Here is a 23,037-nt window from a genome sequence, read left to right as displayed (position 1 = left end):
ATGTATTTTAGAATGACGCTTGAGGACAAGGTGCGTGTGCCCCCTATCCGCCTTGGTGAAGACCTTGAAATTGTTGTGATGGACGAACTTCAGAAACAGCTTGAGGGCAGTATAGACAAGGATATTGGAATTTTTATTGCAGTAACTGAGATAAAGGAGATCGGAGAAGGAGATATTATCCCGGGTGACGGCGCTGTTTACTACTCTGTAATTTTTGATTCTGTTGTAATGAGGCTTTCAATGCAGGAAATTATTGAGGGTGAGGTTGTTGAAACCACAAGTTTTGGCGCTTTTGTCTCTCTTGGTCCGATTGATGCAATGCTTCATGTCAGCCAGATATCTGATGAATATATCAATTATGATGAGAAGAACGGAAGGCTTGTCTGCCAGGAGAGCCGCAGACAGATCGCAGTCGGAGATGGCCTTCGTGCACGTGTTGTTTCGCTCTCGCTCTCGGAAAGAGACCCAAGGGAGAGCAAAATCGGCCTTACCATGAGACAGGCAGGGCTTGGAACAGAGACCTGGCTGAAGGAAGAGGTTGAGGGAGAGACAGCAGATGGCTCCTCGCAATAAGAAATCCGTTAAAGTATGCCGCAACTGTCACCACGTAGTTGATGGTGAGTCATGCGTGACCTGCGGCAGTTCAAACCTCAGCGATGACTGGGCTGGCTATCTCTATATTGTGGATCCCAAAAATTCTGATATCGCAAAAAAGATGAATATTGACATGCCCGGAAGGTATGCCCTGAAAGTTCGCTAAAATGTGGTATCTTCCAGAAGAGCATCGCGGCAGGTTTAAAGAACCTTTTGGGGAGCTTTTCCCGGATATAGTTTCGGCTCTGAACTTTTCAGGTGAATCTCCGGTGTATGCGGTCGGTGATGTTGTGACCTATAACCTTGCCAAAAACGGAGTTGTGCCTGAAGTGGCGGTTATTGACGGCATAACCATGAGAAAGATCTGTACCAAGACACCCATTCTTCCTGCAGAACTGATTGAGGTTGAAAATCCGGCAGGGACAATTACAGATAAGCTTATAGATGTGCTTTTATCTGCCATAGTGAGTCCGCCTGTTCTTGTCTATGTCATTGGTGAGGAGGATCTTGCAGTAATTCCTATGGTGATGTATGCCCCTCTGGGTTCGGCAGTCTTCTATGGTCAGCCTGGTGAGGGTGTTGTGGTCAGAATAGTTGATTCTGAATCAAGAAAAGTTGCAGAAGAGCTTTTTTCACTCTTTGTTAAGAAGGAAATTCCGGATTCTTCCGGTTGATATATTTAAATAAATCTGCGAACAATATTTGAGGGATATCGATGGACTTTGTATTCGTAAAAGAAGAGGAAAACAAGCTTCTTAACCGCACTGAGCTTGATTTTGTTATTAATTATGAAGGCGCTACACCTTCAAGAAAAGAGATACTGGGCAAACTCTGTGCACTCCGCAATGTGCCGGTGACAGTCTGTGTCATTGATTCACTTAAGAGTGAATTCGGTAAGCAGGAGATCATTGCAAAGGCACGCATTTATACAGATGCAGAGGCTCTTAAGTCAACTGAGCTTGACTATCTGGTAAAACGCAATAATCCTGAGACTGAGGCAGAAGAGGAGGCCTGAGTATTATGGTGAGCCGCTATAAATATTATAATGTTGAGGGCGATAAGGCAGAAGTGCAGAAGAAGAACTGCCCACGCTGTGGACCCGGAGTCTATATGGCTGAACACAAGGATCGTGTGTCCTGTGGCAAGTGCGGATATACCGAATTCAATAAATAAGAATAATGCCTGAACCAGGGCTTATACTGGGTATTGAGGGGACTGCCTGGAACCTTAGTGCCGCAATTTTTGGAGAGGATGTACTCTCTCTGCATTCCAGACCATACAGCCCGCCGAGCGGTGGCATTCACCCGCGCGAGGCTGCTCAGCATCACGCATCTGTTTTAAAGGATGTTATATCCAGAGTTCTTGAGGGGCATAACCCGGCTGATATTTCAGGCATTGCCTTCTCGCAGGGGCCGGGTCTTGGACCGTGTCTGAGGACAGTCGGTACTGCTGCAAGGACGTTGTCTCTCTCCCTTGGTGTGCCTCTGATTGGTGTCAATCACTGCGTTGCCCACGTTGAGATTGGCAGGTGGCAGTGCGGATGTGATGACCCGGTTGTCCTCTATGCCAGCGGAGCGAATACGCAGGTACTTGGTTTTTTAAAATCACGGTACAGGATATTTGGTGAGACTCTTGATATCGGCCTTGGCAATGCTCTTGATAAGTTTGCACGCAGTAAGGGACTGCCCCATCCCGGCGGCCCTCTGATTGAGAAATATGCACTTGAGGGCAGTCCTGTAGATCTGCCCTATACTGTGAAGGGTATGGATCTTGCTTTTTCCGGGCTGATGTCCGCCGCAAAAAGCTGCAATGCTCCGATTGAAGATGTCTGTGCCGGTTTTCAGGAGAGCGCCTTTGCAATGTGTGTTGAGGTGACCGAGAGGGCGCTTGCGCATGCCGGAAAGAATGAGGTTTTGCTTGTCGGAGGTGTGGGTGCGAATACACGCCTCCGCGAGATGCTTGCGTGCATGTGTGAGGAGAGGGGAGCTGAATTCTTTGTACCTGAGAGGCAGTATATCGGGGATAATGGTGCTATGATCGCGCTGACCGGAAAGATCATGCTTGAGGCAGGTCAGACGATAGCTGTTAAAGATTCGGCTGTTAACCCTTCCTTCCGTTCTGATGAGGTGGAGGTTTTATGGCGGAAGGATACAGGGGACCTGCCATACAGGTCTGCCAATATGCTCTCTGACGGTTTTGCACGGGGGGCGGAGGCACTTGTCAGTGAGAGGGGCGATTATGTGATTAAGAAGCGCCTCTCCAAGAGATACCGCTCTCCTTCTCTTGATAAGAGGCTTATATCTGAGCGTACAAAGGCAGAGGCGAGGTTAATCTCCCTCTCCCGGAGGTCAGGTGTGCCTACGCCTGTGATCTATGACATAACCAGTGATTCTGTTGTTATGGAGAAGGTAACAGGTCTGATGCTGAAGCATCTGCTCAATGCAGACAATGTCATGGATGCCGGAAGAATTGTCGGCAGGCTCCATGATGCCGGAATCATCCACGGTGATCTGACGACCTCCAATATTATGGTCCGTGAATCTGATGGCAGGTGTGTGCTCATTGACTTCGGTCTTGCATATATATCATCGGAGGTGGAGTCAAGGGGCGTGGACCTGCATGTCTTCTTCCAGACCCTTGAGAGCACTGCACCTGACCATTATGAACTGAGGGATGCCTTCTGCACCGGATATAAAGAGAGTTTTGCAGAGGGCGACACGGTTCTGGAGAGGGTTGAGGAGATAAGGCTCCGGGGCCGTTATCTTCACTGATAACCATCTGCTCTTTTTTTCATAAATATAATATTATATTGTGTGTCGCTTCAAACAATATTTGTTTTTAAATATTGTGCTGTTTTTTCTGACCCTGATTTGGCTGTCTTTCGTATGCAGGCACTTTCTGTAACTCCGGGTTTGCGCAGACTCCAAAAGATTGTCCGTTCTGTCTGTCCCACTGATCTGATATATTGTGGGATAAGGGTGGGGCATATCTCCTCCTTATTGGTGTGTACATCAATATACAGGTATGTTGTGCTTATGTGTTGTGCTTAATCTGTTCCTCAACATATGAATCTCTCTTATTCATCTTTATTTTGATTTAAATTCTCTATTGTTGGCTTATTATATTTTTTGTCCTGTGTCGGCATATATATATGTTCCGGATTTCAAACTGTATGTCTGGTAATCGGATGGCTGCAAATAATATGTATAATATTCTCTATGTTGATGATGAAGAGATTCTCTTAACCGCGACTAAGCTATATCTGGAACATTCCGGAGAGTTTGTGGTTGACACAGCATCTTCAGCAGATGAGGGGCTGAATAAAATATATGGTAATAATTATGATGCAGTTGTCTCCGATTATGAAATGCCTGAGATGAACGGCGTTGAGTTTTTAAGCAAAGTGAGATCCACAGGTAACGATATCCCGTTTATCATCTTTACCGGAAGAGGGCGTGAAGATGTTGTTATAGATGCCCTGAATAACGGTGCGGATTTTTACCTTCAGAAGGGTGGTCAGCCGAAAGCCCAGTTTGCTGAACTTACCAGTAAAATAAGCCAGGCTGTCAGAAGAAAGAAAGCTGAATCTGAGATCGAAGCCGGAAAGAAACAGATGATTGCACTTCTGAATGCTGCAAGTGAGGCAGAGATGCTTATATCGCCGGAAGGGGGGATACTTGCAATAAACAGTCTTATGGCAGAGCGGTTTGGAAGGGATCCCAAATTCCTTCTTGGTGCCAGTGCATTTGAATCCCTGCCTTTGGGGCTTTTTAATCTGCAAGAGATTATTTTTTCCTCCTCTTCTGATAGTTCCGGGCAGTTGTTCTATGAAGAGATCTCCAAAGGCAGATACTATAATAATACAATAAGTCCTTTGGCGGATATTTCCGGGAATATTGTTTCATATGCAGTTTTTTCAAAGGATATAACTGCTCAGCAGAATGCTGAGGATTCTCTTGCAGCAGCGAAGGAGCATCTGGATGTCACTCTCAAATCGATCGGAGATGGTGTGATAGTAACAGATGAGCATACAAATATCACTGCATTGAACCGTGTTGCAGAAGAACTTACGGGGTGGAGGGAAGATGATGCAAAGGGCATGCATGTTCTTGATGTATTCAGTTTGTCAGATCTTCTCACCGGAGAGGTTAGGGTAAATCCCGCTGAGGAAGCCATCCGGTCAGGAAAAATAGTGAACCTCTCCGATAATATTCAGCTTGAATCAAAAGACGGCTCAAAATATATCATCGGGGACAGTGCCGCACCGATTAAGGATCAGAATTCGGAGGTTCGGGGATCAGTAATTGTCTTCCGCGACATTACAAAGGAGAAAGAGGCGCAGGATTACCAGATGAGGCTTGCTTCTATTATTGATTCGGCGGATGATGCAATAATCAGCAAAAATACCGATGGCACTATAACAAGCTGGAATAAAGGTGCGGAGGAGATCTTTGGTTATTCTGAAGAGGAGGTTGTTGGAAAGAAGATCAATCTGCTGGTTTTGGAAGAGGATGCAGATGATCTCAAATCGATTATGGATAAAATCAGCCTGGGAGAAAAGATTAAACATCATACGGCCCGCAGGATGAGAAAAGATGGACAGATTATTGATGTTTCTCTGACAATTTCGCCAATTACTGATATTAATGGCAAAATAACCGGTATTTCAACCATATCACGTGATGTTAGTGATATTATTAAGTCCAGACATAAGCTGAAGGAGAGTTACGAGTGGAATTCAACTGTCTTAAAGAGCATTGGCGATGCAATCATTGCAACTGATCGTGACTGCAATGTTACATACATGAATCCTGTCTCTGAGCACCTGACCGGATGGAGCCTTAAGGAGGCAAAGAACAGACCCCTTAGTGAAATTTTTAATATTACAAATGAATCAACCGGAGATGTTGTTGAAAGTCCGGCTGAGAAGGTAATTAAGGAAGGCAGGGTTGTGGGGCTTGCAAACCATACGGTTCTCACCGGAAAATCGGGTGAAATCTGGCCCATTGATGACAGTGGTGCCCCTATTGTCGGATTTGACGGAAAGATAAATGGTGCCGTAATTGTATTCCGGGAGATTTCGGAGAGGAAGAAATCCGAGAAGCTTCTGAAGGACTCTGAAGCCAGATACCGGGCACTGTTTAACTCCACAGGGGCTGCAACTGTGATTTACGGCCCTGACAATATCCTCCTCCTTGTAAATTCCGGGTATGAAAAACTCTCCGGCTACAGCAGGGCTGAAGTTGAAGGCAGGATGAGATGGACTGATTTTGTTCATGAGGACGATCTCAGTTTTATGCTTGATAAATATTCCCGGAGACCAAAAGGCGGGGAATTTTACCATGACTCCTATGAGTTCAGGTTTGTTGACCGCTCCGGCAGAATTCATGATATTCTTTTAATATTTGAACGTATTGTGGGGAGCAGCAATGTTGTCTGCAATTTAATTGATATCACTGCCCAGAAGACGGTCCAGAGGCAACTCAGTGAGAGCGAAAATAAATTAAAAACAATACTTGACAGTCTTCCTGATGTTGTTGTTCACAAAGATCCTGAACTCCGGATATTGTGGGCAAATGCTACTGCAAAAAAGATGAATCCGGATATTGTCGGTAAGACCTGTTATGAAGCATTTCTGGGTTGTGAGAAAGTCTGCGATGACTGCAATGCCTTAAAATCTATGGAGTCCGGCGAGATTAGGAGTAAGACTATCTTCCACAGGGGTGTTGCGGGTGTAGGTGACAGTTACTGGGAGAAGACATCTATCCCGATAAAGGATTATTCAGGGAGATATTCTTCAGTTGTTGAGATGACCAGAAATGTTACCAGCAGCAGGCAGTCCGAAAGAAGAACGGTGTTTCAGCATAATCTTGCTGAGAAGTTAAGTGCAACGTCCTCCCTGCAGGATGCCCTGAAGATGATATTTGAGAGTCTGACGGGTACTTCAGGGATGAACTCGGGTATGCTCTATCTGAGTGACAGGCTGAACGGCGGACTGTCACTGACCCTGCACAGAGGCATCTCCGGGGAATATAAATCAGCTGTGAGCAGTATCAGGCCTGAAAGTCCGTGTTTTGGTCGTCTGGCTCATAAAAAACCTGTATATGGTGTTTTTGATGATATAAGTCCGAACCTGAAGGATATCTCCCGGCATGAAGGGATTAAATCCTTTGCTTATCTTCCTATTGTTGCCGGTGCGGAAATTATCGGGGCCTATTTCCTCTTTTCACGCGATGACCCGGAAGTCACACTGTTTTCAAAGGATATTCTTGAATCGGTAAATGATCTCATTGGAAATACACTTTCAAGAGTTATTGCCGAGGAGGCACTGCGTGAATCAGGGGAAAGGCTCAACATTGCACTGAAGAGCGCTGAACTGTTTGTCTGGGAGTATATGGTCGGGGAAAATAAGGTTTTCTGGGACCATAACCTGCTGAAAGGTCTTGGATACTCCTGCGGCAATACTGTTGATTCAGTCTGGTGGGAGTCCCTTATTCATCCCGAAGACCGGAATGAGAGGAGGGATAAATTAAGTCTCACTATCATCGGCAGTGAGAATTATTATTCAAATGAATACAGGATTCTGTCTGCCGGTGGTGAATGGAGATGGATAAGGGTTCTTGGTAAGGCGAAAAAGAGGGATGATGAGGGCTTTGCGACACATCTTGCAGGCGTTATTCAGGACATCACTGAATCAAAGGAGGGTGAGCTTGCCCTTATAATGGCCAATAAAAAACTGAATCTCCTCTCAAGTATTACAAGGCATGATATTTTAAACCGGGTAACTCCTACGCTGATGTATCTGGAAATGATTAGGGAGTTGTGCGAAGGTGACGATAAGGTGACGGAGTATCTTAATTTCATGGAAAAATCGGTGAATGATGTCACAACTCAGATATCCTTTACAAAAGACTATCAGGACTTGGGGCTTAAAAGTCCGCAGTGGCAGAATGTCGGCACTGTGCTGGATAATGCGGGTTTAAATGCCGGAATATCTTCTGTATCTGTTGTTGGTTCTGATCTCTGCTGCCGTCTGGAAGTTCTGGCAGATCCTATGTTTGAGAAGATATTCTTCAATCTTATTGACAATTCCCTGAGGCACGGTGGAGAAGTCTCTGAAATTTCAGTCCGGTGTATTGATGACGGTGATCTCTGTAAGGTAATATATACCGATGACGGTTGCGGTGTTTCTCCTGATATGAAAGAGAAGATCTTTTACAAAGGTGTTGGCAGCAATACCGGACTTGGCCTCTTCCTGACTAAGGAGATTCTGGATATTACCGGAATTTTGGTTGAGGAGAATGGTATTTATGGAGAGGGTGCAAGGTTTGAGATCTCTGTCCCCAAAGGTAAATGGAGATATTCGGAAGATTACTGTTTATGAAGTCAGTTTACCGCATATCGGGCTGATCAGTGATGTGCAGTCATCGTGGGTAAAAAACCCAAATCCGCGTTCTGCTGAAAACAGGAATTTTTTTGTCCGTTATTTTTCCGGCATTGCTCTGCTTCACGCTATTTTTTAACTCCGGAAGGGTATATCATCTTTAACGCGTGGATTCTTTGAAATGACAGGTGATGACAGGGGCGATACAAAGCTTATGAGGACACTCTCACTGCCTGAGGTCGTTCTCTCAGGAATCGGGGTAATTCTTGGTGCAGGAATCTATGCCCTTATAGGTGAGGCGGCAGCTACTGCCGGAGATGCACTCTGGCTCTCTTTTGTATTCTCTGCCCTGATTGCCTCGTTTACCGGCCTGTCATATATGGAACTGTCGTCAATGTTTCCGCGGGCAAGTGCGGAATATGAATATACAAAGCATTCTTTCGGCAGTAATCTCGCTTTTATGACCGGAATTATGGTCATACTCTCCGGAATTGTCGGTGCGTCAACCGTTGCTCTTGGTTTTTCCGGGTATTTCAGGGGCATCTTTGATCTGCCCGTTCTCCTGATCTCAACTGTTTTGATTCTGCTACTCTCGGCCCTTCTCTTTGTTGGGATAAAACAGTCGGCTATGGTTGCAATTGTTTTTACTCTCATTGAGGCAGGCGGTCTTGTCGGGATTATACTTATTGGCCTGCCCTATATCGGTTCGGTTGATTACTTTTATATGCCGCTTGGAATGGCGGGTGTCTTTCAGGCAGCGGCACTGATATTTTTTGCATACCAGGGTTTTGAGGAGATTGTGAAATTGTCAGAGGAGACGAAGAACCCTGAAAATACTATACCTCTGGGACTCCTTATTGCACTCTCTGTGACAATTCTGCTTTATGTTCTCGTCTCAGTCTCGGTTGTGAGTATCTCCGGTTGGGAGGCAGTTGCCGGTTCAGAAAACCCTTTTGCCATGATCGCCGGTGAGGTCTTTGATGGTGGTTATCAGGTCTTTACTGTCATTGCCCTTTTCGCAACCGCAAATACAGTCCTTCTGATGCTTCTCTCCTCATCAAGGATAATCTATGGCATGGCAAAGGAGGGCCGCCTGCCTGCGGTTCTTAGCCGTGTACATGAGAGAACAAGGACTCCTGCTTATGCTGTTCTTGTAGCGGGTTTTCTCTCTCTTATTTTTCTGTCACTGGGAAATATCAGGGACGTTGCTTCTGTTACGAATTTTACGCTTTATTTTACCTTTACAGTCATCAATGCCTCAGTTATTGCATTAAGATTCAGGATTCCTGAGAGGAGAAGGCCTTTTAAAGTGCCTCTCAGTTTTGGCAGACTTCCCTTTATTCCTGTTATGGGTATTGCAGCCTGTCTCTTCTTTCTGTTTCAGATGGACCCTGTAATTCTCATGATTGGGGTTATTATGACTGCTGTTGCTTTTGCAGGCGCTAAATATTTTGGAGACGTATGACCGGGGATTTGTGCCCTGTTAAGCCCCTGTATTTCTGGCTGGAAATTTTGTTTCTCTCCGGAATTTTTATCCTGTCTGGTTATTAACTGTTGAATAATTATTCCTGGTGAAAGATATGAAGAAGGAATGGTCAGGTGAGAAGATAACAGTCTCATATATTGCCATGGAGGATCTTGGGGATATATGTGAGATGCTTGCAAAGGAGTCGGTATGCAGGTGGCTATTTTTTGGCCCTAACAGTTATGAGGTGACGGAAGTCTATTTCACGCCGCTCATTGAGTCAGTAATGCAGGGGTTGTCTGACTGTGAAATTCCTGAATCCCCTGTATTTACAATCCGCTCAAAGGAGACCGGTGATTTCGCAGGGCAGTGTGCCATTCTTCCGGTGGACTTCAGTCCGGGCGCATATCTCATAGGGTATCAGATTGATGATGGTTTTCAGGGCCTGGGTTTTGGCACTGAGGCATGTGAGTTTCTCGTCTATTATGCGTTTAATTGTGCCGGTGCTTACCGCTTAAACGGGGATGCCGTCTATGAAAATTCTTCTTCATGGAAGATCATGGAGAGGTGTGGTTTTACTTTTGAGGGGCGCAGAAAGAAGTACTGGCATGCACGCATTGGGTATTATGATCAGGTTCTCTACGGTCTGTTAAAGGACTCTCTGGATGAGCATTACGCCACATATCTGAATGAAAAATGGTCTGAATGACAGTTATTCTTCTTTTAGATTCTCTCTCTCTGTTTTTGTTGTTATGTGGGTATTACTAATATAACTTAATATGAATAATTACTGTTATTATGGCCGAGGCTGATCTGACGGTTGTCACCGGAAATCCAAATAAGGCAAAAGAGGTTGCGGCATTCTTTGGAGATCAGGTGAATGTGGCTCATGTGAAACTTGATCTTCCTGAATACCGGGATAATGATGTGGGTAAAATTGCCGCCCTGAAGGCAGAGGCTGCGTATGAGGCAGTAGGCAGACCGGTTATTGTGGATGATACCGGGTTTTATATCGCTGCCTTAAATGGTTTTCCGGGGGCATATGCTGCATATGTTCTTGATACAATAGGAATGGACGGGATACTGAAACTTATGAGTGGTGTCTCTGACCGGAGTGCATATTTTGAGACTGCCATTGCTTATAAGAGTGGGGATGTTGAGAGGCTTTTTAGAGGGCGTGTTGACGGTTTGATCACTGAAAGTGCCAGAGGAGATGGTGGATTTGGTTATGACCCGATATTCGAGGTTGAAGGCAGGACCTTTGCTGAGATTTTGATTGAGGAGAAGTCAAAGATTTCTCACAGGGGACTGGCACTTCTGGCTTTTTCTGACTGGTTCAGGTATGAACACGGTTTCTGATCCGGCCGGGTTACAATCCAAAATCTTAATATTGCAGACATCAACGTATATAGAACTGATATTCAGGGGTATTACAAAATGGCAAGATTCGCAGAGGCAGAAGCAAGAAACCTCAATGTTAAGATTTGCATGACATGCAATGCTAGGAACGCTGTTCGCGCAAGTAAGTGCCGCAAATGCGGTTCGTCTCAGTTAAGACCGAAATCAAAGGAAAGAAAAGGATAATATTTTCTTTTCGTGTTTTATGCACGATTTAATATTCAGAATATCTGAATATTTTATGCCGGAATTCTTTTTATACGCTGTAATAGGTGACTTTGTTTCCGGTGGTGCTGTAATCGCCGTGGTATGTTTCTATATTTCTCTTATAGCCTATGCGTTGCTTTACACCAAGTTTTTTCAGTTCTTCGCGGATATTCATGACATCTTCTTCATTGCTCCAGTCCGGAGTATATATGTAGATCACAAACCGCTCATCACGTGAATCAGGATTTTCCTTTGCTGTGCTGACTTTTGATGAGAATCCAAGCAGACCCTCTGTTGTGGCGTTCCGGATTTTAATCCATATCCCGTCAGTTTCTTCCTTTTCAAGGAATATGAGCCATTTTCCGGCCTTCTCATCTTCATCAGGTGCTGGTATATATCCAGGTCTGTCCTGTACAATCCAGTACATTAATTCAGTCTTTGTCGGAAAAACACCTTCACCTTCGCAGATCTTTGTGTATATCCTGTCTGTAACAGTTGAACAACTATTCAGTGCTCCGGCGAGTTCGGGATAGTCTGCTGAAAATTCTGAGAATATCTCCTTAAAGTCCTCTGAAAAGTCCTCCCCGTTCTCAACTCTCTCAAAGAGATAACTCCCTCTCCTCTTAAGCTCTTTATTCAGGATTATCTCGAAGATACCATGTGCGGCTTCCCTGAGTGCATCTTCAGGGGCATCTTCTTCAGTCATAATATCTTTATTCACAGATATTGCAATAATAATTTATTATTTGCTGTCGGGATTTTTTCCTGACCGGGTTTCTGGATTATTTCCGATAAAAAAGGGTTTATTTTTTGAGCATTGCTTTGGCTAGCTTTGCGGCTTTCTCTCCGGAAAGGAGCATTCCGCCAAACACCGGCCCCATTCTTCTCTCACCGCCGACTGCGTTTGCCGCCATTCCGGTTACGATAAGTCCGGGGAAGATCTCTTTTGTGTGGCTGAGGATGTTGGATTCCGCACGGTCAGCCCACATGAAACCCTCACCTTTTATATCCACACTGCCGCCTTTGTCTCTGACAAGGTGTGCGACAACGGAGTCGTGCCCTGTTGCATCAATGGTGACCTTTGTGGCAAGTGTGAGGGGGTCTATATGCAGTCCGGTCATCTGGATGGGTGTCTGGTTGATAACAAGTCCGCTTACCCTGTTGTCGCCTTTTATCACGACATCTTCGACATAGGTCAGGTTGAAGAATTCCGCACCGGCATCACAGGCGGCGGATGTTATCTTTGCGACAGCTTCAACTGAGGATGAGACGAAATAGCCTGATTCATACTCTTTGTATTTTATATCAAAGTGGTCGAGAAGGCGGCGTGCCTCTTCCTGAACGACAATTCTCGGAAACATCATACCTCCGCCCCACATGCCTCCGCCGACTGACAGTTTCTTCTCGATTACCCCGACTTTAAGTCCTTCTTCTCCAAGCAGTGCGGCGCAGGTGAGTCCTGAAGGACCGGCACCGACTATGGCGCAGTCAAGGTCATAATAGTCAAGCATTATTCTGCTCTGTTCGGAGACTATGGCCCTTGATATCGTAACTTCATCGAGTTTCATCTTATTTTCACTCTCTTACATCTTTGTTTCCATCTCTATTAACCGGTCTTGAAACGCTCCTGTGTAACCGGGAAGTTATTTCATCCAACTTTCCGGATGGGCGATATTTTTATCTCTGGATTGCGTATAATACAAGTTAATGATCACAAAATGGAAGAGAGACTGGGGTCTTACCGGAAGGGTATTTATCACCTGGGCGCTGCTTCTTGCGGTATATCTGATATTTTTCGGTATCCTCAATTTCTTTTTCCCCGGATATTTCTATATGCTTGCGGGGCTGGCATTTCTCTTCGCCTTTGGCCAGTATTTCTTCTCTGACAGGCTGGTTCTTGCGACCACAAGATCAAGGATTGTTGCCGAGGATGAAGAGCCTGAACTCCATGCGATGATTGAGAAGCTCTGTGCGGAGGCAAATCTGCCAAAGCCAAGGATTGCTGTTATGCCTTCTCCGGTTCCTAATGCTTTCGCAACCGGAAGAAGCCCTAATCATGCAGTGGTTGCGGTGACTGACTCTATCGTCAGTACGCTGAATAAGGAAGAGCTTGAGGCTGTCCTTGCGCATGAGCTTTCGCATGTTAAAAACAGGGATATTCTGACTATGACGGTTGCAAGTTTCATTGCAATGCTTGCGTCCATGATTATGCAGAATGCGCTCTTTATGAATCTCTTTGACGGAAGGGAGAACAATGGTGCATGGATTGTAATCTGGATTGTATCAATTGTCGTATGGATTGCAGCAACTCTGCTGATGCTTATGCTCTCAAGATACCGTGAGTTTGCGGCTGATCGTGGCAGTGCGATGATAACCAATAATCCACAGGCGCTTATCTCGGCTTTAAAGAAGATCAGCGGAAAGATGGAATACGTAAATCCAAAGAAGAAGCAGGAGATTGAGGGTGCAAACGCTTTCTATATCATTCCGGCAATTTCAGGTAAGAGCTTAACTGAGCTTCTTGCTACACATCCCCCTCTTGAGAAGAGAATTGCAGCTCTTGAGAAGTTTGAGAGTGAATTAAAAGGATATTAATCCATTTTTTTAATTTTATTTTTCTTATTATGTTTTTTAATGACCGGTCAGGTGCCCTATGGTGGTTCCATATCTATATGGGCACAATCCGGTCATAAATTCCAAAATTAATGTGTTATTGTCGATAGTTCCAAATAAAATCGGAAGTGTTCTATTCTCAGTTTTTTAAATAGGACTTACGCATTTCTTCTTTGCCCATTCAGGCATCTCACTCTGGACATCCGGCAACCGTGGTCCGTTCTTTCCCGGCCAGGGGTATGCCCGGAAAACGGGAGAGTGGAGGCGGGCTTTCCTTAAATATAAACAAGGGAAGAACGAAGCAACAGAGAGATCTTTTGTGAGATATACAGAAAGAATAGCGGTGAGTCTTTCGTCAGATTGAGGAAGGTACATAGCATTAAACCATTATAGAATAATATTAACTGAATTTCTCAGGTGTATACCCGGATGAGATGGAGATGCCGGATTCTATAATGATCGGCCTTTCATTTTTGGGAACCCGGTTTTTTGTCAAAAAGGCAAATGGAGATGAAATCGTATGCAAAAAAAGGGTAAAGTAATACGTAATATACTGGTAATCTGCGTGGTCCTCATCGGATTTTCTTTTCTTGCAGGATGTACCCAGCAGGAACCGGAATCCGATGTTGTAAATACTGACGCCGGATATGTTTCTGGACTACAGCAGGACGAACTCCGGGTTTTCTTCGGTATCCCGTTTGCGGCTCCTCCGACCGGAGATCTGCGGTGGAAACCGCCTGCATCTGTGGAGCCATGGGAAGGCGTTAAGGAGACAAGGGTGTTCTCACCGGCCTGTCCTCAGCCGGCTGCTGCGGATCCCGGAGTTTCTCTCAATATGAGTGAGGACTGCCTGTACCTCAATGTCTGGACACCGGCAAAGAGTGCTGACGAAAAACTGCCGGTAATGATCTTTTTCTATGGAGGGGCATTTGGAAAGATTGCCGGCTCCATGCAGCTGTATAACGGTACAGCCCTTGCAGAGAAAGGAGTCATCGTTGTTACGGCCAATTACCGGGTCGGTGCTCTTGGGTTCCTTGCCCATCCGGAGCTGGACGCAGAGTCTCCACATAACAGCTCTGGAAATTACGGACTTCTCGATCAGATTGCCGCTATGCAGTGGGTCCGGAAAAACATCGGGGCGTTTGGCGGCGACCCGGACCGGGTGACCATATTCGGGCAGTCCGCAGGAGCGGAGAGTGTTCTTATACATCTTGTCAGTCCTGAAAGCAAAGGACTCTACAGCCAGGCAATTTCTGAAAGCGGTACTTTCTGGACAAACGGAGCGGAGATAGATGCACTCAATTCAAAAGCCGACGCCGAAAAGCTGGGAGTAACTTTCGCACAGAGCCTCGGATACTCAGGTCCGGATGCGATTACACAGATGCGAAAACTGAGTTACCAGGAGATTGTCAATGCCACACCCTGGCCGACATCCCCGTTTAAGATGGTGAACTCCAGACATTTCGAGCCTACTATTGACGGTTGGGTAATCCCTGACTCACCGGACAAACTGTTTCTCCAACACCAGGAGAATCCGGTTCCCCTTATCATCGGAAACAACGCTGATGACGGAACAACACTTGCTGCGGATGCGAACATGACAGTTCCGGAATACAAAACATATCTCCAGAACCGGTTTGGTGAGGATGCAGATGCGGTTCTTGCACAATATCCTGCCAGTTCTACTGAAGAAGTTCAGCTCCGGCTTGAGCAGATAATGACCGACTATGACTTCTCTGATGCATCAAAGTTTGTGGCGGGATCGATGGCAGAACTCGAACCGGATACCTACCTGTACCGGTATTCTTATGTACTTCCCGGACAGCCGTACGGGGCATTCCACGGCAGTGAAACCCTGCTGTTATTCGGGGTTCCCATACCACGTGATCAGGCGACTGATTTGGTTGCCGATAACCTGATAGATCTCTGGACACGATTTGCAAAAACGGGGAACCCGAACGGCGGGATGGATATGACATGGCCGCAGTACACCGGTGAGAGTGGCCTGTATCTCGACATTAATGAGACAATGACGGTGAAGAGTGATTAAATCACTCTTTTTTTCTGTCTTAAAACTACAACAGAATAATTATAAAATCAAAAAAAGAGTGTATCAGATCTTTTATCTGGTAAGATAAATTATGAGGATATATGAGAAATAACACCGGAAAAATTCTCCTTTACCTCTGTTCCGTCCGTACCGGTATACTTTCTATAACCGGTGAAAGCCTGTCCTTTCTGTTCTGTTATGTTCCACCATGGTGAGCCGGAATCGATAAATCCACGGTTTTTACTGTTCCTGTTCAGACTCCGACAGGTTCAGGGATGGATGAAGATGTGATCTCAGGTGAGACAGTTTCTGTAGCTCTGACCGGTGTTGCAGGAGTCGTTCCTGTACACCTCTGCTCTCAGGACTACAAATGCCATAAGAATAGCCGGCAATCTGAGATAGTGTTTTTTAAAATGTATACCGTTGATGAAATAGCATGTACTTAAATTTAATTTGTCTCTGTTGCTGCTTTTGATATGAGTATATCGGGGCAAAAAAATCTGAAGAATCCAATGGTTAGCAATGAATATTTTAAAAGTGCCTCTTTTTTATTAAAATATACATTATTATTTATTCTACTGTGTCTATAAGTGCTATATGCGTTTACTCCTACCCTTTGCAATCATCATCATCCTTGCTCTGTTCATTATTATTCCGGGCTGTACCACATCCGGGCCACAATCTGAGAATATAATCCAATCTTCATCCGGAAACATTCTTAATAACTCTGAATCTCCGCAAAACCTTATTGATGAGATCCCGGTCAAAACTGTGCAGGTTGATGACATTGAAATTGCATATAAGGAATTCGGAGAAGGAGAGCCTCTCATCTTCATCATGGGATACAAATCAACAATGGATCTCTGGCCGCCGGAGGTTCTCTTAAATCTCTCTTCAAAATACCGTGTAATAATCTTTGATAACCGCGGGATGGGGCTTACAACGTCATCGGACAAACCTTTCTCACTTGAACTTTTTGCAGATGACACGGCAGGATTAATTGATGCCCTGGATATCGACAGGGCAGACGTTCTTGGCTGGTCGATGGGTGCCGATACCGCACAGGAACTTGCAATCAGGCATCCGGACAAGGTGGGCAGACTCATCCTTTATGGCAGTTCATGCGGCGGGAATGAGAGCATTTTATCCTCGCCTGAAGTTCTCGAAAAGCTCACAGATAATTCAGGATCGGCAGCTGAACAGGGTGAGAGGCTTCTCTCACTTTTATTCCCGGCAGACTGGTTCAGTAAAAATCCAAATCCAATGACATACTTCCCGATTCCTAAGGAAACATCGACAACAGAAAGCTATGAACGTCAGACTGAGGCAATGGTCTCATGGAACGGAACATACTCCCGCCTTTCCGAGATTGAATCCCCGACACTTCTACTGACCGGAGCAGAGGATATTCTCACTCCTCCTGCAAATTCATTTATTCTCGGCGAAAAAATCCCCGGTGCATGGGTAATTCAGGTGCCGGACAGCGGGCACGGACTGATGTACCAGTACCCGGCGGAGTTTGTGAGAATTGTTGAATTCTTCTTAGACGGGGGAGTTTACGTAAAATAGTAATATTTCTCCCGCGTTGATTATTGAGGAGGTGATGTTATGTTCAGGGCGTTATCCTCCGGAAACTGATAAGTTTGAGAATGCCGGGCTTTTGAATAGGGCTTCAAAGACGGTCTCACCGCCGGGAACTGAGGGTTCTGGCGGCTGGACTGAATGCTTTTTAGAGGAGGAGATTTTAAGGGAGAATTTTTCCATTACAATCGGTAAAGTGAGTTATGTGGCGATGAATGATGAGTTTGTATCTGCTGACGGAGATCCTGATTCTGATAAGGCAGAACCTCTATGTATGCTCTGCGGGAATGATAGGATCCTTACCCGAAACCTGTATGCGGCGGGCGGACTGCATCTTATTCAGAGATGTCCGGATGGGATGAGAAGGATCAGCCACAGATCCATATCACTATTCTTAATAAGGATTAGTGATAATCTAATATAGCACGACTATGTGTCCTGCACCGATGGTCTAGTGGCATGACTTTGGCCTTCCAAGCCAATAGCCCGGGTTCAATTCCCGGTCGGTGCACTCGTTTTTCTGATATTTTTTTGTTATTTCTAGTGCTGTTTATGATTTTTGGTAGAGATTCTTTTTTTGTCTTTTTAGAGGTGTTCTGGTTTTACTTCTCACCTCTGGAAATCTGATATCTTTTTTGGGTGAAATGTGTGGCAAATTAGGACATTTGTATCAATCTCTAATTTAGGATCCCGGATCAGTGAAATGGCAGTTATATGTCTCAAATCCCTGCTTTGAATTATGGATTCTGATGCATTTATCGGTAATTCATGAACTTGACCGGAATAAGATGTATGAGAACAGGAAAATTAACAGAAATAAATGTTTTCTGGAAGCTGAAGTGAAAAAAGAACTTCCGGAATACAGGAAGAATAATCTGCCATTTGAGAGACTGATAGACAAAGTTGAAGATGCTATTATCAATGAGCATTTATTTTGTGAAAATCCGGATGAACTTGAATTTAATCTTGGTTCAAATGTTGGTCTGCTGCTGACAGAACTAAAAAAAGGATGTTCCTGATAATATTATGTTGTTCTGTAAAATGCTGAAAAAATGCATGCAACGTTATGGACAGTTAATCAGACTATCAAAAAAGTTTAGTCGGATTTGAAGAGCCACATCATTTTGGCGGCTTGTTCAGGTACCGGGGTGATCAGGGCATCCAACTCTGCACGAGCCCGGGGTTGTTCTCGATCCATTCTTTCGCCACATCATCAGGGTCACGTTCGTTCTTGCCGTATTCCGCGATCCAAAGGCTCTGCTCCTCGACCGGGATCTGGAACTTCTTCAGGAACTGATAGACCCATGGATAATCGTCACCAAAGTCTTTGCGTGCGACGGTGTAGACGACATCTTCATTATTGCCGAAGAGGGCCTTTGGATCTTCGAGTTTTTTTACCTTGTAGTCGTTCATCATGTAATGTGGTTCCCATGCGCAGAACACGATCCAGTCACCGCTTTGCTCGGCTTTCATCACTTCATCGAGCATGGCAGAGGTGTTGCTGATCTGGGTTGTAAAGCCTTCGAGACCATATTCTTTAATGGAGTTTTCGGACGCTATAGTCATCCCGTTACCGGCTTCAAGCGTCACGATATCTCCGCCAAATTCATCGGCATAATCTTTTAAGTCGGGAATGGAATGGATGCCGGCCTCATAGACATAATCGGGTACACCAAGGCCCAGCCAGGTCTCATTGACATTGATGCTGATCAGTTCGAGTTTGTCCTGGTATTTATCCCAATATGGTTTCTGTGTAGTTGGCAGCCAGGCACCGAGGAGGACATCCACATCGTCACCCTCAGCCATAGATGTATAGATCAGGCCGGGGTCTGTACGGGTGACAATTTCTACATCATAACCTTCAGATTCAAGGATATTTTTTACCACATGGGTTTTGACCGTCACGCCGGGCCAGTTGGGCATGCCAAGCGCGATTTTTTCCTTATCTGTACCGGGAGTGGCACCAACCGTTTCTACAGCACCCGGTTCCTGTTCCTGAACAGTGGCTGTACCATCAGTACAACCTGCTGAAAGAAGACATGCAGCAAGTATCAGCGAAGTCAGGAAATATAGGGCAGATTTACAGTGCACTTTGTTCTGTAATTTTTCCATTAAAACAGCTCCATAAGTTTATATTGATAGTCATGTTTACTTATATCTTCTGTCGGGTGAAAACATTATTTTCTGTTCATTTCTTCATCAGCAGTGTCGAAGATGAGATCCTGGTATTTGTACGGGAAGAGATGCCCTTCACCTTCGAGGACATGAAGTCTGCATTTGGGTATGTTTTCCCCGAGATGCTTTCCGTATTCAAACGGAACCAGATGATCTTCTGTGCCGTGGAATACGTGCACTTTACATTCTATCTCTTTCAGCCTGAATCCCCAGTCCACATAATGCACTGCTGCATCGGTGGTGACACCCTGGCTGCCCTGCCTGAATGCCTCATTTCCTTCCTCCATGAAGATTTCTTTGAACGCGGGATCTGCTGAGATCTTTTTATCTGATTCACAGAGTTCTTTCATCATGGCTTTGTAGAATGTTTCAGGCATATACTTTTCACTAACACCCATTATGTCAAAGAAGAATTTAAACATCCCCGGATGGCTCTTTGAAAGACTTACTGATGTCTGGTCCATCTTTGATCTGAGATACTTCTCAGCGCCGGGCATCTCTGCAAAATTTGTGTACCCTGCAAAGCTCATATTGAACAATAGCCTCTCAGGAATTGCATAGGCACAGGCTGTTGTGTGTGCACCGCCACCTGACCAGCCTGTAACACCGAATTTATCTATTTTCAGGGCATCTGCAAGCTCTGCAATATCCTTCGGATAATCAAGGAGTTTTCGCCCTTTAAGGTATGTTGATTCACCCATTCCCGGCCTGTCTGTTGCAATAATTCTGTACCCTCTCTTTGTTGCAGTTTCATCAAAAATTCTGCCCTCCACTCGTGAACCAGGGCCCCCGTGTGCATGAAATATCGGTGTTCCATCCGGATATCCGAATTCACTGTATGCAATTGTCCGTCCGTCTTTTAAGGTGAAGTGTTCTGTTTTCATAGGAATCAGCTAATGAAAATTGAATTTTACGGTTATTTAATGTAACTGTCTGATAGTTTTCCGAAAAAATTACCGGATATTTATCCTTTGCTGCCTGATTCCCGGTGTTAATTGGGGATATGTGGAGCTGTGAATTTTATTCAGTTTTTTTCGGATTTCTGATGTAGGATGCAACCGTACCTATGGCACAGAGGATGACAAACACCATAAACGCAAGGTTTACCGATTCTGTTATAAGTTCAGGTGCTACTTCCGCAAGTGGTAATCTCTGCATGATAATTGCAAAGACCATCATTGATATTCCCATGGATGCCATCATTCCACAGAGCCTTGTCGTGCCTAGCATTCCGGATGCAACCCCATAATACCTCTCGCTGACACTGTCCATAACTGCGTGGGTGTTTGGTGATGAGAAGAGTGCATAACCAATACCTAAGAATGCAAGGTTTGCAATGATTATCATAACCGGAGTTTCATCTGATAAGAAGGTGAATAATAACAGCCCGGCAGTTATCATTGCCATTCCTATGGTGGCAGGAATCCTCGACTCAACTCTGTCAGAGAGTTTTCCGGCTGTTGGTGAGAGGATAACCTGTAAGAGCGGCTGAGCTATCAGGATAAGTCCGGCGCTCAGTGGTGAAAATCCCCTGATTAACTGAAGGTAAATCGAGAGCAGAAATCCGATTGCAAAGGTCGCACTGTAGTTTATGAACGCTGCAAGGCTTGAGAGGGCAAAGACCCTGTTTTCGGTTAGGAGGGTTATGTTGAATACCGGATGTTTTGTCCTCTTCTCCCACATGAAGAAGATGCCTGCTGATATTATTCCGGCAGTGATAAGGATAATTCCGGGTGTTTCTGATAACTCCTGAAATCCGAGCATCACAAAAAATATTGTTGCAGCATACAGGACAGAACCCAGCATGTCAAATGTTGCTTCACTGTCGGTAATCTCTTCTATTCTAAGGTATTTTAACCCGGCAATTATGATGAATAGTCCGATTATTACATTTGCATAGAATATACTTCTCCATCCGAAGAACTCTGTCAGAAGTCCTCCTACCACAGGTCCGACTGTCAGTCCGGAGTACACAAACGCGACATTGATGCCAATTGCCCAACCTCTTTTTCTTGCCGGAAATACGCTTGTGATTATGGCAACTGATGTTCCGAATATCATAGCGCCACCGATTCCCTGAAAGATTCTGAACATTATCAGGGCTTCTATTGAGGGCACCATTGTTGAGAGGAGCGAGCCAATGGTGTAGATTATAATTCCGGCGAGGAAGATCTTAGCCCTGCCCCTCATATCAGCAAGCCTGCCCATCGGGACTATCATTACAGCAGATGCAAGAAGGTAGGCCGTTGGAACCCATGAGAGGAGTATGGCATCGGAGAGAAACTCTGATCCAATCTCAGGTATTGCAATATTTATTGATGAACCCATAAAGGGTGTAAGAAAAGATCCAAGGGAGGTTATCAGAAGAATAATTCTTCTGTCTATACCTACCTGTTTGTCGCCCATACTAACAGATTGAATCCGGCTTTTATATAAATGGTCTTCTGAGAGGAGGGTATTTACAAGGATCATAGGAGAATGGACTGCTGCCCGGGCAGGTAAGATTAAGAAGCCTTAATATTTGATAGAGGCAATACTATCTGGGTATTTCAGGCTAAGAAGATGCCGCAGAAATTCCGGAAATGCCTGATGCAGGCTTATATATCTATCTGGACTCGTGGTCTAGCTGGTCATGACGTCGCCTTCACACGGCGGAGGTCTCGAGTTCGAATCTCGACGAGTCCATTATTTTTTTGTATTTTTGAATATATGGTCTAATTTTGTTCTGAGTTTTTTAAAGGTATTCTCTATAAATTAGGACTAATTATAATATTTGAACCTCTTATCACTGCTCTTTAAAGATATTATATGCAAATATCCCATTGGAAGTAAGCCGGTACAGAACATCTCTTCCCGATCTTTTTTCTTCAACGAGATCCCATGATTTGAGCCTCTTCATATCTCGTGATTGGTTTACCTTGTCACTACCACTCGGGCGATCCGAACTGGACTTAATCACACCAAGCTTGATTAAGATATCCTTGTTTTTTATCCATCCGTCACTGATATCATCGTTCTTGTTACGGACTTTTTTTCCAAGTACCAGTACAACTCTTATAAGATTCGGATAATTTTCCAGTTCAGTAACTGACATTTTAGGAATTTTTAATTCAATCAGAGAATCAGAAGTTCTGGTAATACAAACATTTCCTCCAAGCCATACAGCCATTAGAAAGAGACTTGTGGAAAAAAGGGCAGTTCCGGCAGTGACATTAAATGAAAAAGCTGCATCCCTGTGTTCATTGCGAATCTTAAGGATAGTATCTCGAATTACATCCTGATGAAGTTCTGAAAGACGAACGAGTTTAAATTCTCTCCGGTTATCAGAGTCAACGCGATTTTTCACTTCTGCAATTGATTTTTTAATGTTAGCTTTTCTCTTTTTTAGGATTTCAGAATCATCTTTATGATTATTAAGTATTTCATCTTCGACTAATACGAAAACATGTGAAGGGTCGTATTTTTGGACAGTAATTGAATAGGTGTTATGGATGTGTTCACCTGCACTTATGATCAGCAAATGCTCCTGGCGATGATCAGGCATATCTTAATATTAGCTCCACACACAAA

23 protein-coding genes and 2 tRNA genes are annotated in these 23,037 nt (G+C 44.7%); 19 read left to right on the top strand and 6 right to left on the bottom strand.

What is annotated here, in order from left to right; genetic code table 11:
• The 11 genes from L6E24_RS07645 to L6E24_RS07595 all read left to right on the top strand — a co-directional run bounded on the left by L6E24_RS07645 (position 1) and on the right by L6E24_RS07595 (position 11,027).
• Positions 1 to 573: a DNA-directed RNA polymerase gene (locus L6E24_RS07645; RefSeq protein WP_257741398.1), complete on the top strand. Its 573-nt coding sequence runs from the start codon at positions 1 to 3 to the stop codon at positions 571 to 573.
• On the top strand, positions 557 to 760 hold the full coding sequence (gene spt4, locus L6E24_RS07640; protein ID WP_257741397.1) for a transcription elongation factor subunit Spt4: 204 nt from the start codon (positions 557 to 559) through the stop codon (positions 758 to 760). The genes L6E24_RS07645 and spt4 overlap by 17 nt, the downstream gene beginning before the upstream one ends.
• A gap of 1 nt (position 761) precedes the next feature.
• Positions 762 to 1,268: a GTP-dependent dephospho-CoA kinase family protein gene (locus tag L6E24_RS07635; protein ID WP_257741396.1), complete on the top strand. Its 507-nt coding sequence runs from the start codon at positions 762 to 764 to the stop codon at positions 1,266 to 1,268.
• A gap of 41 nt (positions 1,269 to 1,309) precedes the next feature.
• Positions 1,310 to 1,609, top strand: a complete 300-nt coding sequence (locus L6E24_RS07630; RefSeq protein ID WP_257741395.1) for a 30S ribosomal protein S24e — start codon at positions 1,310 to 1,312, stop codon at positions 1,607 to 1,609.
• 5 nt (positions 1,610 to 1,614) lie between these two features.
• On the top strand, positions 1,615 to 1,767 hold the full coding sequence (locus L6E24_RS07625) for a 30S ribosomal protein S27ae (RefSeq protein WP_257741394.1): 153 nt from the start codon (positions 1,615 to 1,617) through the stop codon (positions 1,765 to 1,767).
• A 5-nt stretch (positions 1,768 to 1,772) separates the two neighbouring features.
• On the top strand, positions 1,773 to 3,365 hold the full coding sequence (locus tag L6E24_RS07620; protein WP_257741393.1) for a bifunctional N(6)-L-threonylcarbamoyladenine synthase/serine/threonine protein kinase: 1,593 nt from the start codon (positions 1,773 to 1,775) through the stop codon (positions 3,363 to 3,365).
• A gap of 416 nt (positions 3,366 to 3,781) precedes the next feature.
• A complete protein-coding gene (locus tag L6E24_RS07615) occupies positions 3,782 to 7,978 on the top strand; it encodes a PAS domain S-box protein (protein WP_257741392.1) in 4,197 nt (1,398 codons plus the stop codon).
• A gap of 181 nt (positions 7,979 to 8,159) precedes the next feature.
• A complete protein-coding gene (locus L6E24_RS07610; RefSeq protein ID WP_257741391.1) occupies positions 8,160 to 9,443 on the top strand; it encodes an APC family permease in 1,284 nt (427 codons plus the stop codon).
• Positions 9,444 to 9,558: 115 nt separating this feature from the next.
• Positions 9,559 to 10,152 carry a GNAT family N-acetyltransferase gene (locus L6E24_RS07605; protein ID WP_257741390.1) on the top strand — a complete coding sequence of 198 codons (594 nt, stop codon included), beginning with the start codon at positions 9,559 to 9,561 and terminating at the stop codon, positions 10,150 to 10,152.
• 89 nt (positions 10,153 to 10,241) lie between these two features.
• Positions 10,242 to 10,802, top strand: coding sequence for an RdgB/HAM1 family non-canonical purine NTP pyrophosphatase (gene rdgB, locus L6E24_RS07600; protein WP_257741389.1), 561 nt, complete (start codon positions 10,242 to 10,244; stop codon positions 10,800 to 10,802).
• 78 nt (positions 10,803 to 10,880) lie between these two features.
• Positions 10,881 to 11,027, top strand: coding sequence for a 50S ribosomal protein L40e (locus tag L6E24_RS07595; RefSeq protein ID WP_308219113.1), 147 nt, complete (start codon positions 10,881 to 10,883; stop codon positions 11,025 to 11,027).
• Between the two features lie 70 nt (positions 11,028 to 11,097).
• On the opposite strand, the gene L6E24_RS07590 is transcribed toward L6E24_RS07595, so the two are convergent.
• Together L6E24_RS07590 and L6E24_RS07585 are read right to left on the bottom strand one after the other, a co-directional pair.
• Positions 11,098 to 11,754, bottom strand: a complete 657-nt coding sequence (locus tag L6E24_RS07590) for a putative phosphothreonine lyase domain-containing protein (RefSeq protein WP_257741388.1) — start codon at positions 11,752 to 11,754, stop codon at positions 11,098 to 11,100.
• A gap of 97 nt (positions 11,755 to 11,851) precedes the next feature.
• Entirely contained in the window at positions 11,852 to 12,616 is a 765-nt protein-coding gene (locus L6E24_RS07585) for a sulfide-dependent adenosine diphosphate thiazole synthase (protein WP_257741387.1), read from the bottom strand.
• A gap of 139 nt (positions 12,617 to 12,755) precedes the next feature.
• Between L6E24_RS07585 and htpX the strand changes: the two genes are divergently transcribed.
• The 7 genes from htpX (at position 12,756) to L6E24_RS07550 (ending at position 18,311) form a co-directional block, all read left to right on the top strand.
• Positions 12,756 to 13,643: a zinc metalloprotease HtpX gene (gene htpX, locus L6E24_RS07580; RefSeq protein WP_257741386.1), complete on the top strand. Its 888-nt coding sequence runs from the start codon at positions 12,756 to 12,758 to the stop codon at positions 13,641 to 13,643.
• Between the two features lie 538 nt (positions 13,644 to 14,181).
• On the top strand, positions 14,182 to 15,711 hold the full coding sequence (locus L6E24_RS07575) for a carboxylesterase/lipase family protein (RefSeq protein WP_257741385.1): 1,530 nt from the start codon (positions 14,182 to 14,184) through the stop codon (positions 15,709 to 15,711).
• A gap of 275 nt (positions 15,712 to 15,986) precedes the next feature.
• Positions 15,987 to 16,157, top strand: a complete 171-nt coding sequence (locus L6E24_RS07570) for a hypothetical protein (RefSeq protein WP_257741384.1) — start codon at positions 15,987 to 15,989, stop codon at positions 16,155 to 16,157.
• Between the two features lie 325 nt (positions 16,158 to 16,482).
• Positions 16,483 to 17,280: an alpha/beta fold hydrolase gene (locus tag L6E24_RS07565; protein WP_257741383.1), complete on the top strand. Its 798-nt coding sequence runs from the start codon at positions 16,483 to 16,485 to the stop codon at positions 17,278 to 17,280.
• Positions 17,281 to 17,311: 31 nt separating this feature from the next.
• Complete coding sequence (locus L6E24_RS07560; RefSeq protein WP_257741382.1) at positions 17,312 to 17,716, top strand: flavin reductase family protein; 405 nt, start codon at positions 17,312 to 17,314, stop codon at positions 17,714 to 17,716.
• 16 nt (positions 17,717 to 17,732) lie between these two features.
• Positions 17,733 to 17,803: transfer RNA gene (locus L6E24_RS07555), tRNA-Gly, on the top strand.
• Between the two features lie 187 nt (positions 17,804 to 17,990).
• Positions 17,991 to 18,311, top strand: a complete 321-nt coding sequence (locus tag L6E24_RS07550; RefSeq protein ID WP_257741381.1) for an RloB domain-containing protein — start codon at positions 17,991 to 17,993, stop codon at positions 18,309 to 18,311.
• A gap of 133 nt (positions 18,312 to 18,444) precedes the next feature.
• Here the strand turns inward: L6E24_RS07550 and L6E24_RS07545 are convergent, their stop codons facing one another.
• The 3 genes from L6E24_RS07545 to L6E24_RS07535 form a co-directional block, all read right to left on the bottom strand.
• Positions 18,445 to 19,404, bottom strand: a complete 960-nt coding sequence (locus L6E24_RS07545; protein WP_257741380.1) for a glycine betaine ABC transporter substrate-binding protein — start codon at positions 19,402 to 19,404, stop codon at positions 18,445 to 18,447.
• A gap of 65 nt (positions 19,405 to 19,469) precedes the next feature.
• On the bottom strand, positions 19,470 to 20,351 hold the full coding sequence (locus tag L6E24_RS07540) for an alpha/beta fold hydrolase (protein WP_257741379.1): 882 nt from the start codon (positions 20,349 to 20,351) through the stop codon (positions 19,470 to 19,472).
• 136 nt (positions 20,352 to 20,487) lie between these two features.
• Positions 20,488 to 21,873 (bottom strand): MFS transporter, encoded by a 1,386-nt coding sequence (locus L6E24_RS07535; RefSeq protein WP_257741378.1) that lies wholly within the window; start codon positions 21,871 to 21,873, stop codon positions 20,488 to 20,490.
• A gap of 205 nt (positions 21,874 to 22,078) precedes the next feature.
• Here L6E24_RS07535 and L6E24_RS07530 point away from each other — a divergent pair.
• A tRNA-Val gene (locus tag L6E24_RS07530) sits at positions 22,079 to 22,152 on the top strand.
• A gap of 100 nt (positions 22,153 to 22,252) precedes the next feature.
• Here the strand turns inward: L6E24_RS07530 and L6E24_RS07525 are convergent.
• On the bottom strand, positions 22,253 to 23,011 hold the full coding sequence (locus L6E24_RS07525) for a hypothetical protein (RefSeq protein WP_257741377.1): 759 nt from the start codon (positions 23,009 to 23,011) through the stop codon (positions 22,253 to 22,255).
• Positions 23,012 to 23,037 lie beyond the last annotated feature (26 nt).

It is taken from the genome of Methanoplanus endosymbiosus, from assembly GCF_024662215.1.
GTDB lineage: Archaea > Halobacteriota > Methanomicrobia > Methanomicrobiales > Methanomicrobiaceae > Methanoplanus > Methanoplanus endosymbiosus.
The sequence above is the reverse complement of the archived record's forward strand: the minus strand, read 5'-3'. Positions and strand labels throughout refer to the sequence as shown.

Bases quoted from the DNA above. Each gene is read 5' to 3' on its own strand.
- L6E24_RS07645 (WP_257741398.1), top strand. From the start codon at position 1: ATGTATTTTAGAATGACGCTTGAGGACAAGGTGCGTGTGCCCCCTATC.
- spt4 (WP_257741397.1), top strand. From the start codon at position 557: ATGGCTCCTCGCAATAAGAAATCCGTTAAAGTATGCCGCAACTGTCAC.
- L6E24_RS07635 (WP_257741396.1), top strand. From the start codon at position 762: ATGTGGTATCTTCCAGAAGAGCATCGCGGCAGGTTTAAAGAACCTTTT.
- L6E24_RS07630 (WP_257741395.1), top strand. From the start codon at position 1,310: ATGGACTTTGTATTCGTAAAAGAAGAGGAAAACAAGCTTCTTAACCGC.
- L6E24_RS07625 (WP_257741394.1), top strand. From the start codon at position 1,615: ATGGTGAGCCGCTATAAATATTATAATGTTGAGGGCGATAAGGCAGAA.
- L6E24_RS07620 (WP_257741393.1), top strand. From the start codon at position 1,773: ATGCCTGAACCAGGGCTTATACTGGGTATTGAGGGGACTGCCTGGAAC.
- L6E24_RS07615 (WP_257741392.1), top strand. From the start codon at position 3,782: ATGGCTGCAAATAATATGTATAATATTCTCTATGTTGATGATGAAGAG.
- L6E24_RS07610 (WP_257741391.1), top strand. From the start codon at position 8,160: ATGACAGGTGATGACAGGGGCGATACAAAGCTTATGAGGACACTCTCA.
- L6E24_RS07605 (WP_257741390.1), top strand. From the start codon at position 9,559: ATGAAGAAGGAATGGTCAGGTGAGAAGATAACAGTCTCATATATTGCC.
- rdgB (WP_257741389.1), top strand. From the start codon at position 10,242: ATGGCCGAGGCTGATCTGACGGTTGTCACCGGAAATCCAAATAAGGCA.
- L6E24_RS07595 (WP_308219113.1), top strand. From the start codon at position 10,881: ATGGCAAGATTCGCAGAGGCAGAAGCAAGAAACCTCAATGTTAAGATT.
- L6E24_RS07590 (WP_257741388.1), bottom strand. From the start codon at position 11,754: ATGACTGAAGAAGATGCCCCTGAAGATGCACTCAGGGAAGCCGCACAT.
- L6E24_RS07585 (WP_257741387.1), bottom strand. From the start codon at position 12,616: ATGAAACTCGATGAAGTTACGATATCAAGGGCCATAGTCTCCGAACAG.
- htpX (WP_257741386.1), top strand. From the start codon at position 12,756: ATGATCACAAAATGGAAGAGAGACTGGGGTCTTACCGGAAGGGTATTT.
- L6E24_RS07575 (WP_257741385.1), top strand. From the start codon at position 14,182: ATGCAAAAAAAGGGTAAAGTAATACGTAATATACTGGTAATCTGCGTG.
- L6E24_RS07570 (WP_257741384.1), top strand. From the start codon at position 15,987: ATGGATGAAGATGTGATCTCAGGTGAGACAGTTTCTGTAGCTCTGACC.
- L6E24_RS07545 (WP_257741380.1), bottom strand. From the start codon at position 19,404: ATGGAAAAATTACAGAACAAAGTGCACTGTAAATCTGCCCTATATTTC.
- L6E24_RS07540 (WP_257741379.1), bottom strand. From the start codon at position 20,351: ATGAAAACAGAACACTTCACCTTAAAAGACGGACGGACAATTGCATAC.
- L6E24_RS07535 (WP_257741378.1), bottom strand. From the start codon at position 21,873: ATGGGCGACAAACAGGTAGGTATAGACAGAAGAATTATTCTTCTGATA.
- L6E24_RS07525 (WP_257741377.1), bottom strand. From the start codon at position 23,011: ATGCCTGATCATCGCCAGGAGCATTTGCTGATCATAAGTGCAGGTGAA.